Origin of the sequence: Dyadobacter sp. 676 (assembly GCF_040448675.1) — a bacterium.
In the GTDB taxonomy this organism is placed as follows: Bacteria; Bacteroidota; Bacteroidia; order Cytophagales; family Spirosomataceae; genus Dyadobacter.
The window spans coordinates 2389795-2414863 of record NZ_CP159289.1 but is presented as its reverse complement, the minus strand read 5'-3'; the positions used below and the strand labels follow the sequence as shown (position 1 = coordinate 2414863).

Here is a 25069-nt window from a genome sequence, read left to right as displayed (position 1 = left end):
GAACCGTAAACGACGATGAAAACATTTGTATCTCTCTTTTTTGCATTGCTAAGCATTTCTTCAATGGCACAAAAGCCGGTCCGTGTGGCCGTGGCAGGCCTGAGCCACGGTCATGTAGGCTGGATCTTCAACCGGAAAGACAAAACCGACATTCAACTGGTAGGTATTTGGGAAACAAATCCCGATTTGGTGAAGCAATTTACAGAACGCTACAAGCTCGATCCGAAGCTCTTCTATTCCGACCTGGGCAAAATGCTTGACGAGACCAAACCGGAAGCGGTGTCCGCATTCGGGGCGATTAACGAGCACGTCGCAGTGGTGAGGGCGTGTGCGCCGCGGAAGATCAATGTAATGGTGGAAAAGCCGCTGGCGACCACTTTTGCCGATGCGAAGGAAATCCGGCAACTGGCAACGGATAACAATATCCACGTTCTGACCAACTACGAAACTTCCTGGTACGCAAGCAATCAGTACGTGAACCAGCTCATCCAGGACGGCAAGTTGGGCGAAATCCGCAAAGTGATGGTCAACGACGGCCACCAGGGGCCGAAGGAGATCGGGGTAAGCAAGGAGTTTTTCGCTATCCTGACCGACCCTGTCAAAAACGGAGCAGGCGCATTGATCGATTTCGGGTGCTATGGGGCCAATCTGATGACCTGGCTCATGAAGGGCGAGCGGCCCGTTTCGGTAACCGCCGTAACGCACCGGAACAAGCCCGATATTTACAAGAATGTCGACGACGAAGCGTCCATTATTCTGCAATATCCCAAAGCGCAATGCATTATCCAGGGCTCGTGGAACTGGTCGTTCGCCCGCAAGGATATGGAGGTTTACGGTAATAAAGGCTACGCTGTGGCCGTAAACGCGACCACCGTACGCCAGCGCTTACAGGAAAACGCACCGGAGGAAACGCTCAGACTCGATCCGCGGCCCGCTCCCTATACCGATCCGTTTTCGGTGTTGGCCGATGTCGTCCGGGGCCGCCTGAAACTCGAACAGAACGACTTGTACGGGTTACCGGTAAATGTGACCGTCGTCGAAATACTGGAAACGGCGAGGGAAGCGGCTAAAACCGGTAAAACTATCTTTTTGAAATAACCAGACAATACATAATGGAGCCCAGGCCCGTCAGTTTTTCGCAGACAACCCTCACCGAGTTAATGATCCCTTCCTATGCCAACTTCGGCGGGAAAATACACGGGGGCATTTTGCTCTCATTAATCGACAAGGTCGCATACGCGTGCGCGTCGCGCCACGCAGGAACGTATTGCGTGACCGTTTCCGTGGACGGGGTGGATTTTCTCGAACCGGTCGAGGTAGGCGACCTGGTGTCGTTGCATGCGTCGGTGAATTATGTGGGGAGAACTTCGCTGGTAGTAGGCATTCGGGTGGTGGCCGAGAATGTACGTAACCGCTCGGTACGGCATACCAATACCTCTTATGTGACAATGGTCGCGAAGGACGATAACAATAAACCGACCGTCGTTCCGGAACTGGTTCTGGAAAACGAAGAAGATGCCCGCCGTTTTCTGGAAGCAATCAAGCGCCGCGAACTGAAAGAAAAGTACCGAGACGCGTTTGACAATGCCAAAACGCGCCTCGACGTGCCGGATAACCTGGATAAGCTGGCCGATCAGCGTTGTGTGATCGCTTATGATACGGATGTCTGAGTGAATTGTCAGGCTGAGTGTAGTCGAAGCCGCGGTACAGTATCGCGGCTTCGACTGCTCAGCCTGACAGCCTTTAAAATCCAAACAGCCCGCCACCGCTTTTGCGCGACGTTGTTTTCTTGCCAAACAACATTCCGAAAACGCCGCGTACCACTTCGCGGCCAATTTGCTTCGCGAGTGGCGAATTAAGCGCGTCGGAGATCATGCTCGATTGCTCTTTCTCCTTTTTCGCCTCGACTTTCGCCTGAACTTCCGCTTCCTTCGCCTCGGCTTCCGCACGGGCGTGGTCTTCCATGCGCTTGGTCAGGATTTCGTAGGCGCTTTCCGGGTCTACGGGGTCTTTGTATTTGGCATAAATATCCGATTGCTGCACGTGCTTATCGTAGTCTGCCTGTACCATCGGCCCCATGACGGATGCAGGCGGCATCAGGTGTGTAGCCGCGACTTCGGTTGGAATACCTTTCTCATTTAAAACCGTAATCAACGCCTGACCGATGCCGAGGGTCGTCAGCACCTGGTCGATGGAATAGAAATCCGATTTCGGATAAGTTTTAACGGTCTGTTTCAAAGCCTCGGCATCCTGCGGAGTGAATGCACGGAGCACGTGCTGTACGCGGTTACCGAGCTGGCCCAGCACCGATACCGGCACGTCCTGCGCCATTTGGGTGCAGAAGAAAATTCCCACGCCTTTGGAGCGGATCAGCCTCACCACTTGCTCGATCTGTTCGAGGAATGCTTTCGGGGCATCTTTGAAAAGTAAATGGGCCTCGTCGAGGAAGAATACCAGTTTGGGTTTGTCCAGATCGCCGGCTTCGGGCAGTTTTTGGTATAATTCCGCGAGCAAGCTCAGCATGAATGTCGAGAACAATGCGGGCTTATCCTGCACGTCGGACACATTCAGCAGGCTGATCACTCCCTGGCCGTCGACTTTATTGATCAGATCTGCGATGTCGAAGGATCTTTCCCCGAAAATGCTGCCGACACCCTGTTGCTCCAGTGCGACGATCTTGCGCAGGATCGTTCCGGCCGTGGACGCGGAAATGGTACCGTAATCGGCCTTGATTTCTGCCGCGCCCGGCCCTTCGGAGAGGTAGTTCAGGACTTTTTTCAAGTCATTCAGATCCACCATCGGCAGGTCCTTGTCATCGGCATATTTGAACAGGATAGCGAGTACGCCGGCCTGGGTTTCGTTCAGTTCGAAGATTTTGGAAAGCAATATCGGCCCGAATTCCAGTACGGTAGCACGCATTTGGGCGCCTTTGTTGCCGCTGAGGGAGTACAGTTCGACGGGAAATCCCTTCGGTTCGAAAACCGTACCGAGTACTTGTGCGCGTTCTTCCAGGGCTGCATTGGTTTTGCCCGGTTGCGCGATACCGGAAAGGTCGCCTTTGATATCGGACATGAAAACCGGCACACCCGCCGCCGAAAGCTGCTCCGCAAAGACCTGTAATGTACGCGTCTTGCCCGACCCGGTAGCTCCGGCCACCAGCCCGTGGCGGTTCATCATGCGCAAGGGAAGGTCTACGCGGGCCTCGCCGATGATCTCGCCGTCGAGAATAGCCGACCCCAAATGAATTACAGGTTTGTCAGTTTGATAAGATTTCTGAATTGCTGCAATAAATTGTTCTTTCTTTGACACAGGAAAATACGGGTTATGATTGGATGAATGGTTAAGTTACAAATTTTAAAGGTTTCGGGAACATTCCAAACTGGCAGGCGAATTTTGTAGGATAATAATTTGTGAAGAAATAATATTACTTTTTGTATATTATTGTATTTGCAAAATATTATTAGGTATTTTGGCTTAATCGCATTAGAATTATTCTGATTTGCATTTTTAGAGACATTACTTTCAATTATGTTGAGCCGAGTTGCGAATTCTATTTACTGGATGAATCGTTACATGGAACGGGTCGAAAACTATGCCCGTTTCGTGGGAGTCAATTTTAACCTGGCCCTGGACCTTCCGCCCGATGTGGACGAGCAATGGGAGCCGCTTCTGATCGCAACGGCCGACCACTTTTTGTTTTACAAATACTACGATAAGCCCACGAAAGAGGATGTCATCCATTTCATGACATTCGATAAGCGCAATCCGAACTCGATCATCAGTTGCCTGTACGAGGCGCGCGAGAATGCGCGGACCATCCGCGAGACGATCTCGAAGGAAATGTGGGAGAGTATCAACACGTTTTATCTGGGCATAAAAGAGACCTCGCCCGACGATTTCCGGAATATGGACCATATGCAGTCGTATTTTACGGATATCCGCAAGAATTGCCAGCTTTTCCACGGAGTCGTCGATTCCACCATCACCCGCAACGAGGGATGGCATTTCGGGAGGCTGGGCAGGCATATCGAGCGGGCCGACAAATGTTCGCGTTTCCTGGATGTGAAGTATTTTACGTTGTTGCAGGACTCGGGAACCTCGGGCTCCACCCTCGACCTGATGCTTTGGACCGCGGTGCTGAAATCGGTGAGCGCCTATAATATGTACCGTCAAACGCATCGTGCGCTGACGCCCATGAATATCGTGGCGTTTCTGATCCTCGATAAGCTCTTCCCGCGCTCGATCGCCTACTGTGTGCGGCAGGCGGAACTGTCGCTGTACGCCATCGCCGGCTCCATTCCCGAGCGCGGCTACACCAACCCGGCGGAGCGCGCATTGAGCAAAATTCGCAGCGAGCTGGAATTCACGGATGTGGAGGATGTTTTCAAAATGGGCCTGCACGAATACCTCGATAAATTCCAGATCAAGAACAATGATGTGGACAACAAGATCTTCGATATGTACTTCGGTCTGGAAACCGGGCAATCGCAAAGCCAGAGCCAGGGGCATTTCAAAAGCCAGTGGATGAACTGATCAAAACTTTCCTATCTTAGCGACTCTATCATCATTGAGCTGCTAACACATGACATACTGCCTGGGTATCAAAGTCGCATCGGGCCTGGTGGCTATTGCCGACACGCGCCTTACCTCCGGGACCGAGGTTTCGACCAACAAGAAGGTATCCGTTTATCAGTCTGAAAAGCACTCCATTTTTGTAATGACCTCCGGGCTGAGGTCGGTGCGCGACAAGGCTATTACCTATTTCAAGGAAGTCCTCGAAGAACGGGACACTTCATTCGACAAGCTTTACAAAGCGGTCAATGCATTGGGTCAGCAGGTCAGGCGGGTAGCCGACGAAGACCGGATGGCGCTGAACGGTGCCGGGCTCGTTTTCAACCTGTTCGCGATCGTAGGCGGGCAATTGGAAAACGATTCCGATCACAAACTTTTCCTTTTGTACCCGGAGGGCAACTGGGTGGAAGTAGGCGACGGCTCGCCGTTCATTATCATCGGAAATTCGGGTTACGGGAAGCCATTGCTTTACCGGAGTTTGAAGTTCGATTCGTCGATGCAGGATGCACTGAAGATTGGTTTTCTGTCCTTCGATTCCACCCGCGTGAGTTCCAACGATGTGGATTACCCGATTGACGTCGTTATGTATGAAAAAGATTCTTTCCAGCTTGTGGAGCATCGTTTCGAGAAGGACGACCTCGATTACGTGGGTAAACAGTGGAGTGCACTGCTGAGCAATTCTGTACAAAAATTGTCGCTGGAATGGATGGACCCGGTATTTAATAAAATGGGAGAGATTTCGAAGGCATGATCGCTGGAACTGGCCTGAAATACTAGACAGTCGCTGCTTTTCCGGCAAGCCGACGAAGCTGAGGGCGAGGGAAAGATATAAGTCCAGATACTCACTTGTAGTTTATTGTTTGTAGAAAAATCTAATTGGGGAGAGGGAATTTTAGTATTTTTGCAACCAAACATAAAGAGGAATTCTAGATCGTGACGTTAATTAAATCTATCTCAGGAATCAGGGGAATCGTGGGTGGAAAATCGGGTGAGGCGCTGACTCCGATTGATGTTGTTAAGTTTGCTGCTGCATACGGGACATGGGTGAGGCGTACCAATCCGCAGAATCAGAAAATAGTAATCGGCAGGGATGCAAGGCTTTCCGGTGAGATGGTAAGCCGCCTGGTGGCCGGTACTTTGCAAGGTGTGGGCCTGAACGTGCTCGACCTTGGCCTTTCCACCACTCCGACTGTCGAGATAGCTGTAAAAGCGGAAGGCGCGGCGGGGGGGATTATCCTGACGGCAAGCCACAACCCGATCCAGTGGAACGCCCTCAAACTACTCAACAGCGAAGGCGAATTCATTTCGGAAGCGGAAGGTGCCGAAGTGCTGCGCATTGCGGAAGAGGAGGATTTCATCTTCCCGGATGTAAAAAAGCTCGGCAGCTATGCCGCCGATGACACGTATCTCCGGAAACATATCGACCAAGTACTGTCGCTTCCGCTCGTCGATGTGGAGGCGGTAAGGAACGCCGGTTTCAAAATCGTGGTCGATGCGGTCAACTCGACCGGCGGCGTGGCGGTACCTATGTTGCTGGAAGCGCTGGGCGTCGATCCCAGGAATATCAAGAAACTGAACTGCGAGCCAACCGGCAACTTCGCGCACAACCCCGAGCCGTTGCCCGAGCATTTGCACGATATCAGTAAAGAGCTGAATAACGGCTCTTACCAGTTGGGTATCGTTGTGGACCCCGACGTTGACAGGCTTGCGCTGATGTGCGAGGACGGTACGCCGTTTGGAGAAGAGTATACGCTTGTGGCCGTTGCGGATTATGTTTTGAAAAATACACCGGGAAATACAGTTTCTAACCTTTCGTCGACGGCCGCATTGCGTGATGTTACTATTAAAGCCGGCGGTCAGTATTTTGCGTCGGCGGTAGGTGAAGTGAATGTGGTAAATGCGATGAAAGCCAACAAAGCGGTGATCGGCGGTGAAGGGAATGGCGGGGTGATTTATCCCGAAAGCCACTACGGCCGCGATGCGCTGGTAGGTATCGCATTGTTTCTGACGCATTTGGCGAAATCGGGCAAGAAAGCTTCGGTTTTAAGGAGGTCTTATCCGAATTATTATATTTCGAAAAACAAGATCGAGCTTACGCCGGAGATCAATGTCGATAATATCCTCGACCGCATCCAGACGCGTTACTCGAAGCAGCCCGTGAACACGATCGACGGCGTCCGCATCGAGTTCGATCGCGAATGGGTGCATTTGAGAAGGTCCAACACCGAGCCTATCATTCGGATCTACTCTGAATCGGAGACGCAAACCACCGCCACCAACCTTGCCAATAAAATCATTTCCGATATCAAGGAAATTATTTCGGAACCGAAGAAATAATAAAGCTGTTGCTTTGCTAATTTGGATCACTTGTTGTCTGAACTGACAATGAGTGATTTTTCTAATTTATATCCCAATGAAAGTCTATCTGGACAATGCAGCTACGACGCAACTGGACCCTGAAGTCCTTGAAGCCATGCTGCCGCTGATGACCGAGCAATTCGGCAATCCTTCCTCCATCCATTCTTACGGTCGCGCCGTACGTTCGTCCATCGAGCGGGCTAGAAAGAATATCGCGGGAATCCTGAATGCTGCGCCAGCCGAGATATTTTTCACATCCGGCGGTACCGAGGCAGATAACACCGCTATCCGTTCGAGCATCGAGACGTTCGGTCTGAAACACGCCATTACCTCACGCATTGAGCACCACGCGGTGTTACATACTTTGGAACATCTTAAAAAACTGGGTGCGATCGAGCTGAGTTTTGTGAACTTGAATGAGAAAGGTGAGGTCGACCTGGAACACCTGGAAGCATTGCTGGCTTCGAAACCGCGTTCGTTGGTCTCTTTGATGCACGGAAACAATGAAATCGGTAACCTGCTAGACCTGGAAACTGCCGGGGATATTTGCGAAAAATACGACGCTATTTTCCATTGCGATACCGTGCAGACGATGGGCCATTACCGCCACGATCTGCAAAAACTGAAAACGAATTTCATCGTCGGTGCGGCGCACAAGTTCAATGGACCGAAAGGTATCGGCTTCCTGTATGTTCGTCCAGGCATTAAGATCAACCCGTTTGTGCATGGGGGCGCGCAGGAGCGTAATATGCGCGGAGGAACGGAGAATATCTACGGCATTGTGGGTCTGGCGAAGGCATTGGAAATCGCCTACCGTGACATGGACGCGCATAGGACACACATTGAAGGCTTGAAAAGCCGGATGATCGGAAAGTTAAAGGAAGGCATCGAAGGTATTGCTTTCAACGGCAATTCGGCGGATTTGAATAAAAGTCTTTACACCGTCCTGAATGTAAGCCTGCCGCCGTCGGACATCAGCGATATGTTGTTATTCAATCTGGATATTGCCGGAATCGCCGTTTCAGGTGGTAGCGCGTGCTCAAGCGGTACTGACATCGGCTCGCATGTGTTGAATGAGCTTAAAATCGATGAAAACCGTGCTAACGTGCGTTTTTCGTTCGGGAAGTACAATACGGAAGCTGAAATCGATTATGCGGTGGAGACGCTGATCGGCCTTTACAAGAAAGAAAGCGTGAGCCTGTAACAATCACGCATTAACCTATAAAAAGCCAAAACCCGGCCCCTTGATCAGGAGGCCGGGTTTTTAATGATATTTTCCAGGCATTCGACCCAGATATTGCTGTCGTTGAGGCTTTCGACGAGCTGCCAATGCACACCGCCCGCATTTTCGAACATTTCTTTATATTCTTCACCTACTTCAATGGTCGTTTCGAGGCAGTCGGCCACGAACGCCGGTGAAAATGCCAGCACACTTTTAACACCCTTTTGGGTTAACTCCGGAATCACTTCATCGGTGTAGGGTTTAATCCACGGATTTTTGCCCAAGCGCGACTGGAAGCAGGTCGTATATTTACCTTCGGGAATACCCAAACCTTTCACGAGCAACCGTGTAGTTTCGAAGCATTGTGCTCTGTAGCAATGCTGGTTGCGGTGATCGAGCTTGTCGCAGCAGCTGCCGAACTGGCAAAAGCTGCCGGTAACATCGCCTTTCGTGATCTGCCGCTCCGGTAAGCCGTGGTAGCTGAACACGAAATGGTCGTAATCGTGCTGCGCCATGTATTTTTTACCTAAATTCACAAAACCCTGGATGAATTTCGGGTGTTCGAGGAAACGGTTTACAAAACGGATTTCGGGCAGTACTTCCCAGTCTTGCACGACGCGCATGACTTCCTTATACACCGAACCGGTAGACGCCGAAGCATATTGTGGGAAGAATGGCACGACGATGATTTCGGTCAGGCATTCTTTACGCAACGCGTTCAACGCTTTTTCAATGCTGGGGTTCTGGTAGCGCATCGCCAGCTCGACTATATAGCCGTCGCCGAGGACTTTCTGCAATTTATCTTTTACCGAATACCCATAAATTTTCAGCGGGGAGCCGTCGGGCCGCCAGAGCTGTTTGTACACCTTCGCGGACTTGGGCGCGCGGAATGGCGCAATGATGAGGTTGATCAGAAACCAGCGGTTCAGATACGGAATATCGATCACGCGCTCGTCCATCAGGAACTGGCGCAGGTATTTGCGCACATCGGGTACCGACGGACTGTCGGGTGTGCCCAGGTTCACGATCAGTACGCCGGTTTTACGGACGTCGTTCAACGTTGTCGAATCAGAGGGTTGAGCCAATGTGGTTGTACTCATTTCAATATCGGTTTCATAATGCGGGTGTATCAAATTGCTATGACAACGAAATATGATTCTACTCTTCTTGATACATCCTCTTTTTATATTCAGTCTTGCAAAAATAGCTACTGCAAACCTAACAAGACCTCTTTCAATGCCGCCTGTGCGGACCATTCGCGGTTGGCGGCCTGCTCGATCACCAGCGAACGCGGACCGTCGAGCACTTCGTCGGCTACCTTCATATTCCGCCGCACGGGCAGGCAGTGCATGAATTTGCCGTTGTCGGTCAAAGCCATTTTAGCCTCGGTAATCATCCACGACGGATCGGTGTTCAAAACCTTCCCGTATTCGCTGTACGACGACCAGTTTTTACCATACACAAAATCCGCGCCTTCGAGTGCCTTGTCCTGGTCGTAAATCACCTGACCCTTACCTACAAATTCGGGCGAAAGGTCGTAACCTTCCGGGTGCGTGATCACGAGTTCCACGTCCATGGGGTTCATCCACTCGCAGAACGAGTTCGCAACTGCCTGCGGTAGTGCCTTGAAATGCGGCAGCCAGGTCAGTACCACTTTCGGGCGCTGTTTCAGTTTAAATTCCTCGATCGTAATGCAGTCGGCCAGCGATTGCAACGGGTGCCGCGTGGCCGATTCGAGGTTTACGATCGGTACCTGCGCATATTTTTTGAATTGCTGGAAAACGATTTCGGAATAATCCTTATCGCGATCCTGCAAGCCGGCGAACGAGCGGATGCCGATAATATCGCAATAGCTGCCGATCACAGCCGCCGCTTCCTTCACATGTTCCGCCTTGTCGCCATTCATGATCACCCCTTCCTCCATCTCAAACCCCCAACCGTCCTGGCCGACATTCATCGTGATCACATTCAAGCCAAGGTTTTGCGCCGCTTTTTGCGTGCTGATCCTCGTCCTCAAACTTGAATTGAAAAACAACAGGCCTATGGTTTTGTTTTTCCCAAGCGTCTGGTCTGCGAACGGGTCTTTTTTCGCAGCGATGCCGCTGCTGATAAGCTGTGGGAGGTCGGTGACGTCTTTAATGGACAGAAAGTGTTTCATTCAGGTTAAAATTTCGGAGATAGGTGTTCCTATTCTCAACTGGGACAAGGATGGTATTAGTTCAAAAAAAGTCACTCAGCCGCGACAGATACTTCTTTTTTCAATGCTTCCAGGAACAGATCGGCCTCCGTTTTGCCCAATGCAAGCGACGGTAAAAGGCGGATCGTGTTCGCGCCCGCCACGCCTGTAAACATTTTGTGTTCAAACAAAAGCTTGTTTCGCAGGTCTTTCACCGGGAAATCATACTCGATGCCGATCATCAGCCCGCGGCCTCTCAGTTCTTTATAGCCGCCAATCGCTTGAATGCCTTCAAACAGGTATTCGCCAATCTCAGCCGCGTTCGCGATCAGGTTTTCCTCTTTCATAATGTCGAGTACCGCCACGCCTGCCGCACAAGCCAGATGGTTTCCGCCGAAAGTCGTTCCCAGCAAACCATAGCTTGCTTTGAACTTCGGAGAGATCAGTATCCCGCCGATCGGGAAGCCGTTACCCATTCCTTTGGCCATCGACATAATGTCCGGCTCGATGCCGCTGAACTGGTGCGAGAAGAACTTGCCCGTCCGTCCGTAGCCGCATTGCACGCTGTCGAGGATCAGGATCGCGCCGGTTTCGTCGCATTTGCGTCTTAATGTTTGTAAAAACTCGTCTGTACAAACATTAATGCCGCCTACACCCTGGATACCTTCCACAATTACGGCGCAAACTTCGTCGGTAATGCCTTTGGCCGCGGCGGTTACGTCATTAAACGGCAGGAAAGTAACATGCTCTTTGTAATTCACCGGTGCCACAATCGACGGATTGTCGGTAGCAGCTACTGCGCCGGCCGTCCGGCCATGGAACGACTTCGTGAAAGCGATTACCTTCGTTCTGCCGTTGTGAAACGACGCCAGTTTCAATGCGTTCTCGTTCGCTTCCGCGCCAGAATTACAGAGGAACAATTTATAATCAGGATAACCCGATAACTCACCCAACTTCACCGCCAATTCTTCCTGGATGGAGATTTTGACCGAGTTGGAGTAAAAGCTGATCGCATTCAGTTGCTTCGTGAGCTTATCCACATAATAGGGATGGCAATGGCCGACTGAGATCACCGCATGGCCGCCGTAAAGGTCGAGGTATTTGGTGCCATGCTGGTCCCATAGATAGCTGCCTTCGGCTTTTACGGGTTCTATATCGTAAATGGGGTAGACGTCAAAGAGGTGTGACATTTCTTTTGTGATTTATCAGGCCAGTTCCAAAGTTTCGATTCTTTGAAAATGATCCTTGTTTGGTGTTTTGATTGGTAATTGAAAAATGATTGCTGTGGCAGCAATGAATATGTCGCGGAATTCAATCATCATGTTTCGCCTTCGGAGGTTATGGTAAATTTCCGCCGCTTTCAGCGAAACTTCCTCGTCGAATGGTAAGATTGAAATTCCGTCAAGAAGGATTTCGACGTCCTTCTTCTTTTGGTCATTGGTTGCTCCCATCATTAATTCCTAAACTGTAACTGCCGAGACGAATAGCGAAACGTCGTTTGGTAATGACGCCAGGGCTGTTTTTGACTTTTCCGGTCTCCGTAAATACTCGATGAATATCCCGGTATCAATTACCAATCCTGTACTCTCCATTCGTTCAGATGTTTTGCGTTCTGTTCGAGTGCCTTGATGTCTTCCTCGCTCCAAGTGGAGGCTTCGGCGATCCGGGTTTTCCAGTCTGCCAGGTTTCCGCTCGATTGTTTCGCTTTCTGTTTGAGCAAGAGTAAATTAGCAAAAGCAAGCAACTGCTTTTGCTTTGTTTCGCTCAATTGGTAATATGTTTGAATCAAATCGTTCATCGCTATCATCTCGTTTACGCTCTAAACTCAAACGACTCAAATCTCAATTAAAACGCCGGCGCTTTCAACCGCAGCCCCGCATCTTCCGGCAAACCGAACAGCAGGTTCATATTCTGCACCGCTTGTCCTGACGCGCCTTTGGTGAGGTTATCGATAATGCTCGTGATCAGCAGCTGGCCGTCGTGCACTTCGAGGTGGACGAAGCATTTGTTGGTATTCACAATCTGCTTCAAATCGATCGGCGTGTCGCTTACGTGCGTAAACGGGTGCGAGGCATAATAGCTTTTGTAAAGCTCCTTAGCTTCTTCCAAAGTACCTTCGAAACGTGTGTATACATTCGCAATGATGCCCCGTGTGTAATCGCCGCGGTATGGGACAAAGTTTACCGGCTTGTCGAAACCAGCCTGCAACTTGCCGAATGTCATTTTGATTTCCGTCAAATGCTGGTGTGTGAATGCCTTGTAGATCGACATATTGTTGTTCCGCCAGGTGAAATGCGTGGTCGCGCTTAGCGCCTGCCCGGCGCCCGTGCTGCCCGTCACCGCGCTCACGTGGATGTCGTCTTTGATCAAACCTGCATTGGCAAGCGGTAACACCGCCAGCTCGATGCTTGTTGCGAAACAGCCCGGGTTAGCAATTTTAGTGGCACCTTTAATCTGCTCGCGCTGCAATTCCGGCAAGCCATAGACAAAGCCATTCGACTCATTCCGGAAATCGGTGCTGAGGTCAATCACTTTTACGGTTTCCGGCAATTGGTATTCGTCCAGAAACTTTTTCGACTCGCCGTGGCCGGAGCAAAGAAAAATCGCATTCAAACCTTGCTGATCGAGCAATGGCTGAATGTCGTCGCCTGAAAAGACCAGCTCGGTATCTCCCAGCAAATCCGTGTGCGTCGCATAAACGGGCTTGCCCGCCTGGCTTTTGCTGTGCGCGAACGCGATGGTTACATTCGGGTGGTTTATCAGGATTCTGATCAGCTCGCCCCCGGTATAGCCTGCTGCGCCTATTATTCCAATATTAATGTTACTCATTTGTAATCCAGTTTTCAATTTGTAAGCCACCAACCCGCTCAAACTCTTTGACATTGTTGGTAACCAGAATTAACCCGCGGCTCAATGCATGCGCCGAGATCAGCAGGTCGTTAGCTCCAATGACTTTACCTTTACTTTCCAGATCCGCACGGATGGAGGCGTATGCCACGGCTGCCCGTGTGTCAAAATCCAGGATCGTAAATGGTCTCAGAAAAGCTTCCAGTGCCGCCCTGTTCTGTTCTTTCAGCTGACTTTTCTCAACACCATACCATAATTCCGCAGCCACAATTGACGAGATCGCAATCTCTGTCCAATCGAGGGATTGTAGTTTATGTAAGACTTCAATGGGCCTTCTCTTGATAATGTAGGCCACTATATTGGTATCCAACAGATATTTCATTCGAATAAATTTTCAGATTTATCGAGTGGGGGCTGGATACGTTGAGTTAAAAAATCATCGGAAAAATCGGCAATGCCGTTCCACCATTCTTGCAGGTCGCTTTTTATTTCCGCCTGCTGTTTTCTTTTTTCCAAAATAGCTTCCAGATAGTCATAAAGCTCCTGAAGAACGTCGGCAGGCAGTCCCTGGACCTTCCTTTGGATTTGACTTTGAAGTTCTATTTTGGTCATATATCAACTATTGATTAACCGACTCACCCACTTTCTCATAAATCATCACCTGGTTCGAGGCCACTTTCGAGAAGCCGCGCACGTCATCGCCGGTCCAGGCGTTGTTCATCTCGCCGTAGCTGCCGAATTTCGACGACATCAGGTCATAAGGTGACTCGATACCTTCCACATGGAAGCGGTATGGAGCCAGATAAACGTGCACTTTCCCCGTCACGTGCGACTGCGTATCAGCCAGGAACGTTTCAATGTTACGCATGACCGGTTCCACAAACTGGCCTTTGTGCAGCAAACTGCCATACCAGTTCGAAAGCTGCTCTTTCCAGTACAATTGCTGCTCTGTCAAAACATGCTTTTCAAGCGTATGGTGCGCTTTGATGATGATCAACGGAGCGGCGGCTTCGAAACCTACGCGGCCTTTGATACCGATAATGGTGTCGCCCACGTGGATATCCCGGCCAATGCCGAACGGCTGCGCGATTTCGGCCAGTTTTTGAATGGCAGTCACAGAGTTATCGAACGCTTCGCCGGCAACGCCTTTCAGTTCACCATTCACGAATTCCAATGTAATGCGCTCCGGCTCTGTTTTGGTGATTTGCGTCGGCCACGCCGATTCCGGCAGATATTGGTCCGAAGTCAGTGTTTCTTTACCGCCTACCGAGGTTCCCCAGAGGCCTTTGTTGATGCTATACGCAGCCTTGGTCCAGTCGCGGGAAACGCCTTTCGCGGTCAGGTATTCGATTTCTGCTTCGCGCGAAAGTTTCAGGTCGCGGATTGGTGTGATGATCTCTGCATCCGGAACGATGATACGGAACGCCATATCGAAACGAACCTGGTCGTTACCGGCGCCGGTGCTCCCGTGCGCGATCGCGCTCGCACCGATTTCTTTGGCGTATTCAGCCACTGCAACGGCCTGGAAAATACGCTCGGCGCTTACGGAAAGCGGATAAGTATTGTTTTTCAGGATATTACCGAATATCAGGTATTTGATGCAGTCGTTGTAATATTCCTTGGTTTTCGAAATTGTGGCATGCTGCTTCACGCCCAAAGCATAGGCATTCGCCTCGATCGTTTTCAGCTCTTCGTCCGAAAAACCACCGGTGTCGACCAAAACCGAATACACTTCATAACCTCTGTCTTCGGCTAAATATTTTACACAAAAGGAGGTATCAAGTCCCCCTGAAAACGCTAATACTACTTTGGGCTGTGACATTTTTTATTGGTATGGATACTGATTCTAAACTGTTATTTATCTAAATGGTGTTTCAACTTGCTGCCAGGAGCGTTTCCGCTGGTATCCCGAGATTTTTACTGATTTCCCGGATCATTTTAATCGTCAGGTTTCTCTTTTTATTCAAAACTTCTGAAACCCGGTTCTCACCGCCAAAATAAGGTGCTACGTCTTTCCTGCTCAAATGCAACTGCTCCATCCGTTCCTTAATCGCTTCGATTGGATCCGGTTTGGGCATCGGATAATGCTTCTTCTCATAATCGATCGCCAGCACGGTAATGGCTTCCAGAATATCCAGCGCCTTTTTGCGCTCGGCTCCGTCTTCGAGCAGATCGGCATCCATCAATGCATTAATCACCTTGCTGGCTTCTTCGAAGTCGGCCTGATTGGTGATCGGCTTAATGGTGATCTCATTTAAATTGATTGCTAATGCGCTCATTATCTGCGATCTGCTAAATATTCTTAATGTCTGCTATCTCGTCGTATTCCTTATGGCTTCCGATAAACCTGACAAAAACCAACTGCCGTTCATATTCAAACTTGGCGACCAGCCGGTATTTGTTGTGTGTGATATTAAACACGATCCTGCCGTTTCCAACGGCATCGGCATTCTTGAAGAACCGGACCACTTCATTGGGATTCTGGAAGTTGTTTTTCTCGACAGCGTCATGCCAAAATTCCAGCGCCGGCCTTGCGTCCGGTTGTTGATCCCAGAATGTTCTTAGTGTGCCTCGTGTGAATATCCTCATACTGACTGCAAAAGTACGCAAGTTTAGCCTAAACGTATTCCCAAACCGGGAAAAGCAGTGTGCTAATTGACAGTAACAAAAAAATACCCCGCTTCGGGCCTTTTTGGCTGCCGGGCGGGGTATTAAAAATGAGATACTGAAATCTATCAAAGTGTGCGGCACATTAGTGTACCAGCACGGCCCCGGCGTTTTTCTTTTTGGCACGTTCCTCCCTTCGCAGCAAAATGCGTTGCTTAATGCGCATCCAGCGCTCGTAAAGGCTCGATTCTTTCAGGAAATCCCAGGTGTGTTTTTCGGGCTCGGCACCGTTGGTAGTGCTGGCTGTGTTCTTTTTATCTTCCGGATCATACATCATGCCAGTGCAAAGGCAATGCTTTCTGTTGGTCCGGGTTAATACGTCGTAATTCACGCAGCTGGCGCAGCCTTTCCAGAATGCGTCGTCGGCGGGCAATTCGCTGAACGTAACAGGTTCGTAGCCCAGGTCCGAGTTGATTTTCATCACCGGAAGGCTCGTAGTGATACCGATGATCTTGGCATCAGGATATTTTTGGCGCGACAGTTCGAATGCTTTCATTTTAATCGCCTTCGCCATGCCGCTGTTGCGGAAATCGGGGTGTACGATTAGCCCCGAATTCGCCACGAATTTTCCATGCTCCCAGGTTTCGATGTAACAAAACCCTACCCATTCGCCGGTGTCGGTGGTGGCAATGATGGCCTTTCCTTCCACCATTTTCTCCATAATGTACACTGGGGAACGTTTGGCTATACCGGTACCGCGCTTTTTGGCGCTCTCCTCCATTTCCGCGCAGATTTGTTCGGCGTAATGGAGATGATTTTCATTGGCAGTCTGTACGATAAACTTACTGCCCACTACTTCGGTATTTTTCATTGATGACGATGCTGACAAAATGTTCAAGACAATAATTAACTAACCCAGAGACAAACGATGGGACGTCTAGAAATTGTAAGAAAATTGCGGGGATTAGATATTTACCACGTAGGTAAAAGGAAATTATGCGGTCCGTGGGGACCTGAATCGGAAAGGCGTAGTATGCAGAACTGTATGTATGCCGTTGTGATTCATTGACTTGCTTGTGCGTCTAAGAGGCTGCAAATTTTCAAAAAAAAAATCTTACAGCAAAGAAACAGAAGATATATTTTTATGGTTCGTTTTGAACGGCAAACTTTGAAAAAAACGAACTTGCGGCGGCACCCGATTTCGTGCAATTCACACTTCGATCAACAATATTATTACCCCATAATTCAGTGGCTTTCATGTCTGCAATCAGTACCGACGATTTGCTAAACGGCTATATCAATGGCATATTTCCGATGGCCGAGGCCGACGGTACGATTTACTGGTACTCGCCTAATCCGCGGGCCGTTATTCCCATCGATACTTACAAACCTTCCAAATCGCTCCGGCCGGTGCTCAATAAAAAGCATTTCGATATCCGCGTCGATACCGATTTCGAGGGGGTTATGCGTGGTTGCGCGCTTCCCCGTGCGAACGAGCCGGGGACGTGGATTTCGGAGGAGATCATCGCTTCCTACACCGCATTGCATGAGATCGGCTATGCACATAGCGTGGAAGCGTGGCGCGAGGGCAGGCTCGTGGGGGGGCTATACGGGGTTTCTATTAACGGGGTATTTTTCGGTGAGTCGATGTTTACGATCGAGAGCAATGCATCGAAAGTCGCATTCCACTATTTGATACAAATCCTTAAACTGAACCGGTTCGCATTGCTCGACACGCAGTTTATCAATGACAATGTGCTCCGCTATGGTGCTATCGAGATACCGAGGGATGAATATCTCGATCGGCTTCAAAAGGCGTTAAAGATCAGAAGAACATTTAATGCCGCAGTTTTAAGCGAATTATAATGTGCCAAATGCGCGGCGGGCGAGGGTAGGGCATCCGATTTCATTTGAAAAGAAGTATTTTTGGCGCCAGATCGATTACCGGGCGCCGCGATCGGTGCCGCTTATTTGAATACCAAAGTGTCAAAACCTATTCTCGTCATAAAGTTCGGGACGGCCTCTATCACGCTTCCTTCCGGTGAACCTGATGTCAGGATCATTTCGGAAATAGCCCGGCAGGTTTCGGAAATCCATTCCCGGTACCGCATTATCATCGTTTCGTCGGGTGCGGTGGGCGCTGGTAAGGCCTATATCAATGATTATAAGGGCACAATGACCCAGCGAAAGGCAGCGGCGTCCGTCGGTAACCCATTGCTGGTGGGCCTCTATGCATCCTATTTTGCCCCGAATAAAATTTACATTGCCCAAAGCCTTTGCGAGCGGCAGCATTTCGCGAACCGCAACAAATTCCTGCAACTCAAAGAGACTTTCGAAGAACTGTGGGCAAACGGAATTATCCCGATCGTGAACGAAAACGACGTGGTGAGCGACCGTGAGTTGAAATTTTCGGATAACGACGAGCTGGCTACATTGCTGGCCGTGGGTTTCGGGGCTGAATCTTTGATGTTCTGCACCTCGGTGGGCGGCCTGCTCGATGAGGAAGGTAAAATCCTGCGGAACGTATCCAATGTGAACGAGGTTTTTAAGTTTGTCAGGACAGATAAATCTTTCCTCGGCCTCGGCGGAATGGCTTCCAAGCTGACCTTCGCCAAACTGGCGTCCAGAATGGCCATTCGCGTGGTGATTTTTGGCATGAACCAACCGAACGAACTGCTCCATGCATTGAAAGGCGAGGCAGGAACAGTAATTACGCCGGGCAAAAGCACACTGTCGGCCCGTAACCGCTGGTTGGGAAGCGGAGGCCTGGTATCCGGCACACTGCGTGTCGATGAAGGCGCTTCGAAAGCATTATTGAAGCGGAAAAGTCTGCTGGCAGTAGGCGTAACCGAAGTGACGGGCGATTTTGAAGCGGGTGAGATTATTGAAATATACTCGTCGGACGACGAAATGATTGCCGTCGCGCGGGCGCGTGAGACATCTTCTGCGATCCGCAGCAATCTGAAAACAGTGAATTTTGAAGTGGCGCATGCCAATGATATAGTTTTGTTATAATGGAATCGATAATACCCCAATTAAAGGAAGCGCGGGAGGCATCAGCTGCCGTTCGCCGGCTGACAGACAGGCAAAGGGCCGATCTTCTGATCCACCTTTCCGCCAAAGTGCTGGCCAATGCCGAAAACATCATCGCCGAAAACCGGAAAGACCTGGATTTGATGGATGATGCCGACCCGAAAAAGGACCGCCTGCTCCTGAACCAGAAGCGGATCAACGAACTGGCGCAAAGTCTGATTGAGGTAGCCGAGCTTCCGGACCCGACGGGTGAAGTTTTTGTCGATAAAACCATTCAGCAGGGACTTTCCCTGAAAAAAATCGCCGTGCCGCTGGGCGTGGTGGGCGTTATCTACGAATCGCGCCCGAATGTGACGATTGATGTGGCTTCGTTATGCCTGCGCTCGGCGAATGCGTGCGTGCTCAAAGGCGGTAAGGAAGCGCAGCATTCCAACAATTATCTGGTGAGTCTTATTCATGAATCGCTGGCTGAATTCGGTGTGCCTGCGGCGGCTGTTACTTTGCTGCCGACCGGCCGCGAGTTTGTAGGGGAGCTGCTGACGGCCATTCAATACGTGGACATCATCATTCCACGCGGCTCGGAAGGTTTGATCAAATTCGTGCGCCAGAATTCGCTCGTGCCTACGATCGAAACCGGCGCGGGTGTTTGCCATACTTACATTGAAAAAACCGGCGATCTCGACAAAGGCGCGCAGATTGTCGTGAATGCGAAAGTTTCCAAACCGGCTGCCTGTAATGCGCTCGACACCGTTTTGGTGGATAGAGAGGTAGCAGGCGAGTTTTTGCCCAAATTGAAAGAAGACTTCATCAAATGGAATGTCGAGGTCTTCGCAGACGAAGCGTCTTACGACATTCTCCAAAATGCCGGGTATCCCTATTTGCAAAGGGCCAGTGCAGACGATTTTGGCAAGGAATTCCTGGATTTCAAATGCTCGGTAAAAGTCGTCGACGGATTGGAAGATGCATTGAAACAAATCGAAAACTATTCTTCCCGGCACTCGGAAGCTATCGTTTCCAGCGACGAAGAAGCCATTGAAACCTTCCTGAAAGAAGTAGATGCTGCTTCGGTTTATGCCAATGCTTCCACCCGCTTTACGGATGGCGGAGTGTTTGCATTAGGTGCGGAAATCGGTATCTCGACACAGAAACTGCACGCGAGAGGGCCATTCGCATTGGAAAAACTGGTAACCGAGAAATGGATTGTGAAAGGAGACGGACAGGTAAGATGGTAAACACTTTGGAGAATCTACAAACGCTATCCGGCGAGGCCATCGCGCTTTTAAAGAACCTCATCGAAACGCCGTCTTTCAGTAAGGAAGAGGAGAACACAGCCAAAATTCTGGCGGGTTTCTTTACTAAAAAGAACATTCCTTTTTATACTAAAAAGAACAACCTCTGGGCTTACAACAAGCATTTCGATGCGAGTAAACCCACGATGCTGCTCAACTCGCACCACGACACTGTCAAGCCTAACAAATCATGGACGCTCGACCCGTTCAAGGCTATTGAGCAGGATGGGAGGTTGTACGGTTTAGGAAGTAATGATGCGGGTGGTTGCCTGGTATCGCTGATTGCTACATTCTGCCATTTCTACGACCGGGAAGACCTTACCTATAATATTGCCATCGCCGCAACGGCTGAGGAAGAGATTTCGGGCAAAGAAGGCCTCGAAATCGTTGCCCCTGAACTGCCGGAAATTGCATTCGCGATTGTGGGAGAGCCTACGGAAATGCATCTGGCGGTTGCCGAAAAAGGCTTGCTCGTGCTGGATTGTACCGCGAAGGGCGTCTCCGGTCATGCTGCGCGTGAAGAAGGCGATAATGCGATTTACAAGGCGTTAAAGGACATTCGGTGGATTACGGAACACAAATTCCCTAAAGTATCCCCAACGCTGGGCCCTATTAAAATGTCGGTGACGATCATCAATGCGGGCACGCAGCATAACGTGGTACCCGACGCCTGCACATTCACGATCGACGTGCGCGTGACGGATCAGTATACGCTGGAAGAGGTTATTGCGGAAATTAAGGCCAATATCCAGTCGGAAGTAGTGCCGCGCTCGATTCGTTTGCGGCCTTCCAGCATCCCAATGGATCATCCGATTGTGCTTGAAGGATTGAAATTGGGCCGTAATGCATATGGTTCCCCCACGACTTCGGACCAGGCTTTGCTGGATTGCCCCTCGCTGAAAATGGGTCCCGGCCATTCCGCCCGCTCACATAGTGCGGATGAATTTATCTACCTGCACGAAATCGAAGAAGGCATCGCGCAGTATATTAAAATGGTGGAGGGTGTGGTAACCCGATAATTTGCTATACTTGCCAAAGCGAACCAACCCTGTTTTGGCATGCGATTCTACTCCGAAGAAGATATTCAGACTTTCGATAACGTCCGGTTTTTGCACATCAAAACTGCAAAGACCGGACATCTTTTTACCATCACACTGGCCCGGCCGGAGAAGCGCAATGCATTCACTCCGACGATGGCGGAAGAAATCATTTATGCATTGGCCTACGCGCATTATCAAACGGATATCCGGTGCGTGGTACTGAAAGCCGAAGGGCCGGTGTTTTGTGCCGGGGCGGATTTGAATGCATTTCATGATCGGTCTGCGAACACTGTGAATGAGTTATTGCCACGAATACACGAAGAGGCACGAATAGGGGATGCATTCAACGAGTTGTTGAAACCTTGCATTGCACAGGTGGAAGGAGCGGTGCTGGCTGGGGGCTTTCTCTTCATTTGCGGCTGCACGTTCGTTTTCAGTGTGCCGGAGGCCACTTTCAGCTTGCCGGAGGTAAAGCGGGGTATCTGGCCGATGCAGGTAATGGCCTCGCTTTTGCCGATTATGTCTCAAAGAAAAATCCTCGAAATGTCCATCACCGGTAAAGCATATTCAGGTCAGGAGGCGCTGGAAATGGGCCTAGTTACGCATTTGGCAGATAGAGGAGCGATTGAACGGGAAGTGAATGCATTGGCTGCCCACATTTGTAACAGCGCTCCATTGTCCATACAATGCGGAATGCGTGGTTTGCAAAAAATACAGAATCTGCCTCAAAGCGAGCAACATGCGTTTTTAAAAAGCGAGCTGGACAAGCTACTTCAAACAGAAGACGCCAAAGAGGGCGCATTAGCCTTCAAAGAAAAGCGGGAACCCATCTGGAAAGGAAAGTAGTTGATCGCCGAAAGCCGAAGGCCGTTAATTCACTGGCACAATCTCGATTTCCTCTCCATACCGGTTATGGAACTTGAAATCCACCACACCCAATGACGAATCTTTGATGAGTTTTACCCAGGTTTTGTAATGGAAGAACCATTTCACCTGCTCGGAAATCAGTCCTTTGGTGAAATACGAATGCAGGAACGGATGGAGCGAAATGGTGATGCCGCGCTCGTTCTGCTTGGTGAGAATGTAGTCGAGATTGTTGGCGATCACGTCGGATACAAGGATGCTCGCCTGGATCGTGCCCGTACCGCCGCAGGTTGGGCAGGTTTCGCGGGTAACGATGTTCATTTCCGGCCTTACACGTTGACGCGTGATTTGCAGCAAGCCGAATTTTGAAAGTGGGAGCACGGTGTATTTCGACCGGTCGCCCTTCATTTCGTCGCGCATGACGTCGAACAGCGTACGCTTGTTCTCCGCCTTCTTCATGTCGATAAAGTCGACGACGATGATACCGCCCATATCGCGCAGACGCAGCTGACGGGCAATTTCCTTCGCGGCTTCAAGGTTGACGCTCAGCGCAGTAGCTTCCTGGTCCTCTTCCGAGTTGGATTTATTACCGCTGTTGACGTCGATAACGTGCAAAGCTTCCGTATGTTCGATGATCAGGTAACCGCCGTTAGGCAGGCTTACCGAGCGCCCGAACAGTGATTTGATTTGTTTTTCCAGTCCGAATTGCTCGAACAGCTTGTTTTTGCCGTTGTGCAAGCGGAGAATATTTTCCTTCTCCGGCGCGATGTTGTGAATGTAAGCCTTGATATCATCATAAACATCCTTCGAATCGACGGTAATGCTATCGAACGATTCGTTGAGCATATCGCGGATGATCGATGAGGCACGGTTCATTTCGCCGATCACGCGGTCGCGAGGCTTGGCGTCTTTCAGTGCCTTGATACCATTCTCCCATTTGTCGAGACAATCCTGCAAATCCTTGTTGAGCTCTTCCACATCCTTGCCCATTGCTACGGTACGGATGATCACCCCGAAGTTCTGGGGTTTGATGGAAGACATCAGCCGTTGCAAACGGTTGCGTTCCTGCTTGTCGGTGATTTTCTTCGAAAGGTTTACCGAATTGGAGAATGGTACTAAAACAATGTACCGTCCGGCGATCGAAATATCGCACGAAAGCCTTGGTCCTTTGGTGGAAATAGGCTCCTTGACGATCTGGACCAGAATAGGCTGATTTTTGGACAGGACCTTGTCGATCTTACCAAGCTTTTCGATCTCCGGCTCCATCTTGAAATTTTTCAGGTTGCCGGTATGCGTGCGTTTGGCGATAACGTCCTTGGTGAGCTTGTTAAGCGAGTTGATATTAGGCCCCAGATCGAGGTAATGCAGAAACGCATCTTTCTCAAAACCAACGTCTACAAAGGCAGCATTGAGCCCTGCCACCAGTTTCCGAACAGTACCAAGGTAAATGTCACCAACGGTAAAGCTCTGATCCGGTGTTTCTACGTGATATTCTAAAAGACGTTTATCCTGCAAAAGGGCTATACGCTCTCCCTTTTGAGTAGAATTGATTAATAATTCGTTACTCAATGTTCAACCAACTGAATGGCTAGATAATGTTGATACTTAACTCCCCGCATATCAGACTGTTAGCGGGATACAAACGTGGGGAATAAGGATGACCGGATCTTAGTAGTTAAAACCCGGTCATACCATTTATTTCTTCTTATGTCTGTTTTTTCTGAGTCTTTTCTTTCTCTTGTGAGTGGAGATCTTATGTCTTTTTCTCTTTTTTCCGCAAGGCATGATTATGTCGTTTTATAAATAAGTAATAATTTCCTTAGTGACCTGATGATCAGTTGCCCAGACGACCTTCCAACTCGCCGATGGCTTGCTGGATAGCCGGGTCTTTCTCCTCTTTTTTAACCTCCGACAGAACTTTGCTCGCTTGTTCCTTGTCGCCCAACTCGACCAGTGAAACGCCGAGGTAGAACTTGGCTTTCGTGTTGGCCGGGTTGTTGGCTAAAATCTGTCTGAACCTGTCAGCGGCTTTTGAATATTGGTTAGATCTCATGGACAGGATCCCCAGATTGAACAATGCCAATTCGTTGGTCGGATCCGCGTCGATCACCTCGCGTAACATCAGGATTCCCTGCATCGGGTTTTCCGTGTTCACGTACGTCATCGCCATGTTGGCTTTTGCAGTCAACAGTCCGGGATTCTGGTCAATAACTTTTTGATAATATTCGCGGGTTTTGATACCGAGGTTCTTCGACTTCTGCTCGTCCACCGCGAATCCGTAGGCCTCATAGTAGCGGTCGCCCGCACGCATGAGGTTTTCGATTGCCGGGGACAGCAGGGCAACTTTTTCGGCATAAAATGCAGCGCTGTCAAATTTCTGGAAGCTTCGCAAATTCGTCCGACAGCCTGATGCCTGCCGCAACCTTGTCCTTATCGCCCGCCTGATTGAAGCCGCTTCTCAGCTGATCCACCACTTTCTGCTGATCAGGGGTTAAAGCGGCTCCATCATGCGATCCGGAGGCGGATTCAGTCGCAGCGGGTGCCGTTGCATTTGCCGCGGTCGCCGACTGGCTCCTCTCCTTGTCCACATCCTTGCCCTTGTTGTTCACAACTACCTTGGGAAGGCTGAATAACGTTCCCACCAGTGCAACTGCGAGCACACAAGAAAGGAGAATGGACTTTTTCATACTCTTATAACCCAACCTGTTTCAGGTAAATTACTTTTCAGCGACGGCTTTCAGTTTGTCACTTTCTTTTACCTGCTCAACAAAAACTTTTGCAGGCTTGAAGCTTGGTACAAAGTGCTCGTCAATAATCATGGAAGTTCCCTTCGAAATATTGCGGGCTACTTTGCGCGCACGTTTTTTGTTGATGAAACTACCGAAACCTCTTACATAAAGGTTCTCACCATCAGAAAGTGAGTCCTTTACCACGGTAAAAAACGATTCTAGCGTTTGCTGAACGTCGCCCTTGTCTACGCCTGTTTTCTCAGAAATCTGTGCGATTACGTCTGCCTTAGTCACTTTGATTGTTTACTTTAAGTGGATATTATTTCATTAAT

At 49.8% G+C, this 25069-nt stretch carries 28 protein-coding genes; 11 read left to right on the top strand and 17 right to left on the bottom strand.

Annotated features, from left to right (window positions below; all coding sequences use genetic code 11):
- Nucleotides 1-15 precede the first annotated feature (15 nt).
- Together ABV298_RS10775 and ABV298_RS10770 are read left to right on the top strand one after the other, a co-directional pair.
- Nucleotides 16-1098, top strand: coding sequence for a Gfo/Idh/MocA family oxidoreductase (locus ABV298_RS10775; protein WP_353722123.1), 1083 nt, complete (start codon nt 16-18; stop codon nt 1096-1098).
- Nucleotides 1099-1112: 14 nt separating this feature from the next.
- Nucleotides 1113-1670 (top strand): acyl-CoA thioesterase, encoded by a 558-nt coding sequence (locus ABV298_RS10770; protein WP_353722122.1) that lies wholly within the window; start codon nt 1113-1115, stop codon nt 1668-1670.
- Between the two features lie 73 nt (nt 1671-1743).
- On the opposite strand, the gene ABV298_RS10765 is transcribed toward ABV298_RS10770, so the two are convergent.
- A complete protein-coding gene (locus tag ABV298_RS10765) occupies nt 1744-3240 on the bottom strand; it encodes a helicase HerA-like domain-containing protein (protein WP_353722121.1) in 1497 nt (498 codons plus the stop codon).
- 288 nt (nt 3241-3528) lie between these two features.
- Here ABV298_RS10765 and ABV298_RS10760 point away from each other — a divergent pair, with 288 nt between their 5' ends.
- The 4 genes from ABV298_RS10760 to ABV298_RS10745 all read left to right on the top strand — a co-directional run bounded on the left by ABV298_RS10760 (nt 3529) and on the right by ABV298_RS10745 (nt 8134).
- On the top strand, nt 3529-4533 hold the full coding sequence (locus tag ABV298_RS10760; protein WP_353722120.1) for an alpha-E domain-containing protein: 1005 nt from the start codon (nt 3529-3531) through the stop codon (nt 4531-4533).
- Nucleotides 4534-4582: 49 nt separating this feature from the next.
- The gene (locus tag ABV298_RS10755) at nt 4583-5323 is read left to right on the top strand and encodes a peptidase (protein ID WP_353722119.1); all 741 of its coding nucleotides are present in this window, start codon (nt 4583-4585) and stop codon (nt 5321-5323) included.
- Between the two features lie 182 nt (nt 5324-5505).
- Nucleotides 5506-6909, top strand: coding sequence for a phosphoglucosamine mutase (glmM, locus tag ABV298_RS10750; protein WP_353722118.1), 1404 nt, complete (start codon nt 5506-5508; stop codon nt 6907-6909).
- A 76-nt stretch (nt 6910-6985) separates the two neighbouring features.
- Nucleotides 6986-8134, top strand: a complete 1149-nt coding sequence (locus ABV298_RS10745; RefSeq protein WP_353722117.1) for a cysteine desulfurase family protein — start codon at nt 6986-6988, stop codon at nt 8132-8134.
- Between the two features lie 44 nt (nt 8135-8178).
- On the opposite strand, the gene hemH is transcribed toward ABV298_RS10745, so the two are convergent.
- The 12 genes from hemH to ABV298_RS10685 form a co-directional block, all read right to left on the bottom strand.
- Nucleotides 8179-9252: a ferrochelatase gene (gene hemH, locus ABV298_RS10740; protein WP_353722116.1), complete on the bottom strand. Its 1074-nt coding sequence runs from the start codon at nt 9250-9252 to the stop codon at nt 8179-8181.
- Nucleotides 9253-9359: 107 nt separating this feature from the next.
- The gene (locus ABV298_RS10735; protein WP_353722115.1) at nt 9360-10310 is read right to left on the bottom strand and encodes an N-acetylornithine carbamoyltransferase; all 951 of its coding nucleotides are present in this window, start codon (nt 10308-10310) and stop codon (nt 9360-9362) included.
- A 71-nt stretch (nt 10311-10381) separates the two neighbouring features.
- Complete coding sequence (locus ABV298_RS10730; protein ID WP_353722114.1) at nt 10382-11518, bottom strand: aminotransferase class III-fold pyridoxal phosphate-dependent enzyme; 1137 nt, start codon at nt 11516-11518, stop codon at nt 10382-10384.
- Nucleotides 11519-11533: 15 nt separating this feature from the next.
- Nucleotides 11534-11779: a type II toxin-antitoxin system VapC family toxin gene (locus tag ABV298_RS10725; RefSeq protein ID WP_353722113.1), complete on the bottom strand. Its 246-nt coding sequence runs from the start codon at nt 11777-11779 to the stop codon at nt 11534-11536.
- 119 nt (nt 11780-11898) lie between these two features.
- The gene (locus ABV298_RS10720; RefSeq protein WP_353722112.1) at nt 11899-12096 is read right to left on the bottom strand and encodes a hypothetical protein; all 198 of its coding nucleotides are present in this window, start codon (nt 12094-12096) and stop codon (nt 11899-11901) included.
- 77 nt (nt 12097-12173) lie between these two features.
- The gene (gene argC, locus ABV298_RS10715) at nt 12174-13157 is read right to left on the bottom strand and encodes an N-acetyl-gamma-glutamyl-phosphate reductase (RefSeq protein ID WP_353722111.1); all 984 of its coding nucleotides are present in this window, start codon (nt 13155-13157) and stop codon (nt 12174-12176) included.
- Nucleotides 13150-13557, bottom strand: a complete 408-nt coding sequence (locus ABV298_RS10710; protein WP_353722110.1) for a type II toxin-antitoxin system VapC family toxin — start codon at nt 13555-13557, stop codon at nt 13150-13152. The genes argC and ABV298_RS10710 overlap by 8 nt, the downstream gene beginning before the upstream one ends.
- Nucleotides 13554-13787 carry a DUF2281 domain-containing protein gene (locus ABV298_RS10705; protein ID WP_353722109.1) on the bottom strand — a complete coding sequence of 78 codons (234 nt, stop codon included), beginning with the start codon at nt 13785-13787 and terminating at the stop codon, nt 13554-13556. The genes ABV298_RS10710 and ABV298_RS10705 overlap by 4 nt, the downstream gene beginning before the upstream one ends.
- Nucleotides 13788-13794: 7 nt before the next feature.
- On the bottom strand, nt 13795-14997 hold the full coding sequence (argG, locus tag ABV298_RS10700) for an argininosuccinate synthase (RefSeq protein ID WP_353722108.1): 1203 nt from the start codon (nt 14995-14997) through the stop codon (nt 13795-13797).
- A 52-nt stretch (nt 14998-15049) separates the two neighbouring features.
- Nucleotides 15050-15454, bottom strand: a complete 405-nt coding sequence (locus ABV298_RS10695) for a helix-turn-helix domain-containing protein (RefSeq protein ID WP_353722107.1) — start codon at nt 15452-15454, stop codon at nt 15050-15052.
- A 13-nt stretch (nt 15455-15467) separates the two neighbouring features.
- A complete protein-coding gene (locus ABV298_RS10690; protein ID WP_353722106.1) occupies nt 15468-15764 on the bottom strand; it encodes a type II toxin-antitoxin system HigB family toxin in 297 nt (98 codons plus the stop codon).
- 163 nt (nt 15765-15927) lie between these two features.
- On the bottom strand, nt 15928-16653 hold the full coding sequence (locus tag ABV298_RS10685; protein ID WP_353722105.1) for a GNAT family N-acetyltransferase: 726 nt from the start codon (nt 16651-16653) through the stop codon (nt 15928-15930).
- Between the two features lie 386 nt (nt 16654-17039).
- On the opposite strand from ABV298_RS10685, the gene aat reads away from it, so the two are divergent.
- From aat to ABV298_RS10660, 5 genes are all read left to right on the top strand, one after another.
- Nucleotides 17040-17648 (top strand): leucyl/phenylalanyl-tRNA--protein transferase, encoded by a 609-nt coding sequence (gene aat, locus ABV298_RS10680; RefSeq protein ID WP_353722104.1) that lies wholly within the window; start codon nt 17040-17042, stop codon nt 17646-17648.
- Between the two features lie 117 nt (nt 17649-17765).
- Nucleotides 17766-18797 (top strand): glutamate 5-kinase, encoded by a 1032-nt coding sequence (proB, locus tag ABV298_RS10675; RefSeq protein ID WP_353723170.1) that lies wholly within the window; start codon nt 17766-17768, stop codon nt 18795-18797.
- Entirely contained in the window at nt 18797-20047 is a 1251-nt protein-coding gene (locus tag ABV298_RS10670) for a glutamate-5-semialdehyde dehydrogenase (protein WP_353722103.1), read from the top strand. The genes proB and ABV298_RS10670 overlap by 1 nt, the downstream gene beginning before the upstream one ends.
- Nucleotides 20041-21123 (top strand): M20 family metallo-hydrolase, encoded by a 1083-nt coding sequence (locus tag ABV298_RS10665; protein WP_353722102.1) that lies wholly within the window; start codon nt 20041-20043, stop codon nt 21121-21123. Before ABV298_RS10670 ends, ABV298_RS10665 begins: the two co-directional genes overlap by 7 nt.
- Nucleotides 21124-21162: 39 nt before the next feature.
- The gene (locus tag ABV298_RS10660; RefSeq protein ID WP_353722101.1) at nt 21163-21990 is read left to right on the top strand and encodes an enoyl-CoA hydratase-related protein; all 828 of its coding nucleotides are present in this window, start codon (nt 21163-21165) and stop codon (nt 21988-21990) included.
- 24 nt (nt 21991-22014) lie between these two features.
- Here the strand turns inward: ABV298_RS10660 and ABV298_RS10655 are convergent, their stop codons facing one another.
- From ABV298_RS10655 to ABV298_RS10640, 4 genes are all read right to left on the bottom strand, one after another.
- Nucleotides 22015-23577, bottom strand: coding sequence for an Rne/Rng family ribonuclease (locus ABV298_RS10655; protein WP_353722100.1), 1563 nt, complete (start codon nt 23575-23577; stop codon nt 22015-22017).
- Between the two features lie 265 nt (nt 23578-23842).
- On the bottom strand, nt 23843-24400 hold the full coding sequence (locus tag ABV298_RS10650) for a tetratricopeptide repeat protein (protein ID WP_353722099.1): 558 nt from the start codon (nt 24398-24400) through the stop codon (nt 23843-23845).
- Nucleotides 24378-24695, bottom strand: coding sequence for a hypothetical protein (locus ABV298_RS10645; protein ID WP_353722098.1), 318 nt, complete (start codon nt 24693-24695; stop codon nt 24378-24380). The genes ABV298_RS10650 and ABV298_RS10645 overlap by 23 nt, the downstream gene beginning before the upstream one ends.
- A gap of 30 nt (nt 24696-24725) precedes the next feature.
- Complete coding sequence (locus tag ABV298_RS10640; RefSeq protein WP_015813879.1) at nt 24726-25031, bottom strand: HU family DNA-binding protein; 306 nt, start codon at nt 25029-25031, stop codon at nt 24726-24728.
- Between the last annotated feature and the right edge of the window lie 38 nt (nt 25032-25069).

Coding starts and splice junctions, on each gene's coding strand:
- ABV298_RS10755 (WP_353722119.1), top strand. CDS start 4,583: ATGACATACTGCCTGGGTATCAAAGTCGCATCGGGCCTGGTGGCTATT.
- ABV298_RS10690 (WP_353722106.1), bottom strand. CDS start 15,764: ATGAGGATATTCACACGAGGCACACTAAGAACATTCTGGGATCAACAA.
- ABV298_RS10645 (WP_353722098.1), bottom strand. CDS start 24,695: ATGAAAAAGTCCATTCTCCTTTCTTGTGTGCTCGCAGTTGCACTGGTG.
- ABV298_RS10665 (WP_353722102.1), top strand. CDS start 20,041: ATGGTAAACACTTTGGAGAATCTACAAACGCTATCCGGCGAGGCCATC.
- ABV298_RS10725 (WP_353722113.1), bottom strand. CDS start 11,779: ATGGGAGCAACCAATGACCAAAAGAAGAAGGACGTCGAAATCCTTCTT.
- ABV298_RS10745 (WP_353722117.1), top strand. CDS start 6,986: ATGAAAGTCTATCTGGACAATGCAGCTACGACGCAACTGGACCCTGAA.
- ABV298_RS10710 (WP_353722110.1), bottom strand. CDS start 13,557: ATGAAATATCTGTTGGATACCAATATAGTGGCCTACATTATCAAGAGA.
- argG (WP_353722108.1), bottom strand. CDS start 14,997: ATGTCACAGCCCAAAGTAGTATTAGCGTTTTCAGGGGGACTTGATACC.
- ABV298_RS10775 (WP_353722123.1), top strand. CDS start 16: ATGAAAACATTTGTATCTCTCTTTTTTGCATTGCTAAGCATTTCTTCA.
- ABV298_RS10695 (WP_353722107.1), bottom strand. CDS start 15,454: ATGAGCGCATTAGCAATCAATTTAAATGAGATCACCATTAAGCCGATC.
- ABV298_RS10660 (WP_353722101.1), top strand. CDS start 21,163: ATGCGATTCTACTCCGAAGAAGATATTCAGACTTTCGATAACGTCCGG.
- ABV298_RS10760 (WP_353722120.1), top strand. CDS start 3,529: ATGTTGAGCCGAGTTGCGAATTCTATTTACTGGATGAATCGTTACATG.
- ABV298_RS10770 (WP_353722122.1), top strand. CDS start 1,113: ATGGAGCCCAGGCCCGTCAGTTTTTCGCAGACAACCCTCACCGAGTTA.
- ABV298_RS10705 (WP_353722109.1), bottom strand. CDS start 13,787: ATGACCAAAATAGAACTTCAAAGTCAAATCCAAAGGAAGGTCCAGGGA.
- aat (WP_353722104.1), top strand. CDS start 17,040: ATGTCTGCAATCAGTACCGACGATTTGCTAAACGGCTATATCAATGGC.
- hemH (WP_353722116.1), bottom strand. CDS start 9,252: ATGAGTACAACCACATTGGCTCAACCCTCTGATTCGACAACGTTGAAC.
- ABV298_RS10730 (WP_353722114.1), bottom strand. CDS start 11,518: ATGTCACACCTCTTTGACGTCTACCCCATTTACGATATAGAACCCGTA.
- ABV298_RS10685 (WP_353722105.1), bottom strand. CDS start 16,653: ATGAAAAATACCGAAGTAGTGGGCAGTAAGTTTATCGTACAGACTGCC.
- ABV298_RS10670 (WP_353722103.1), top strand. CDS start 18,797: ATGGAATCGATAATACCCCAATTAAAGGAAGCGCGGGAGGCATCAGCT.
- argC (WP_353722111.1), bottom strand. CDS start 13,157: ATGAGTAACATTAATATTGGAATAATAGGCGCAGCAGGCTATACCGGG.
- ABV298_RS10735 (WP_353722115.1), bottom strand. CDS start 10,310: ATGAAACACTTTCTGTCCATTAAAGACGTCACCGACCTCCCACAGCTT.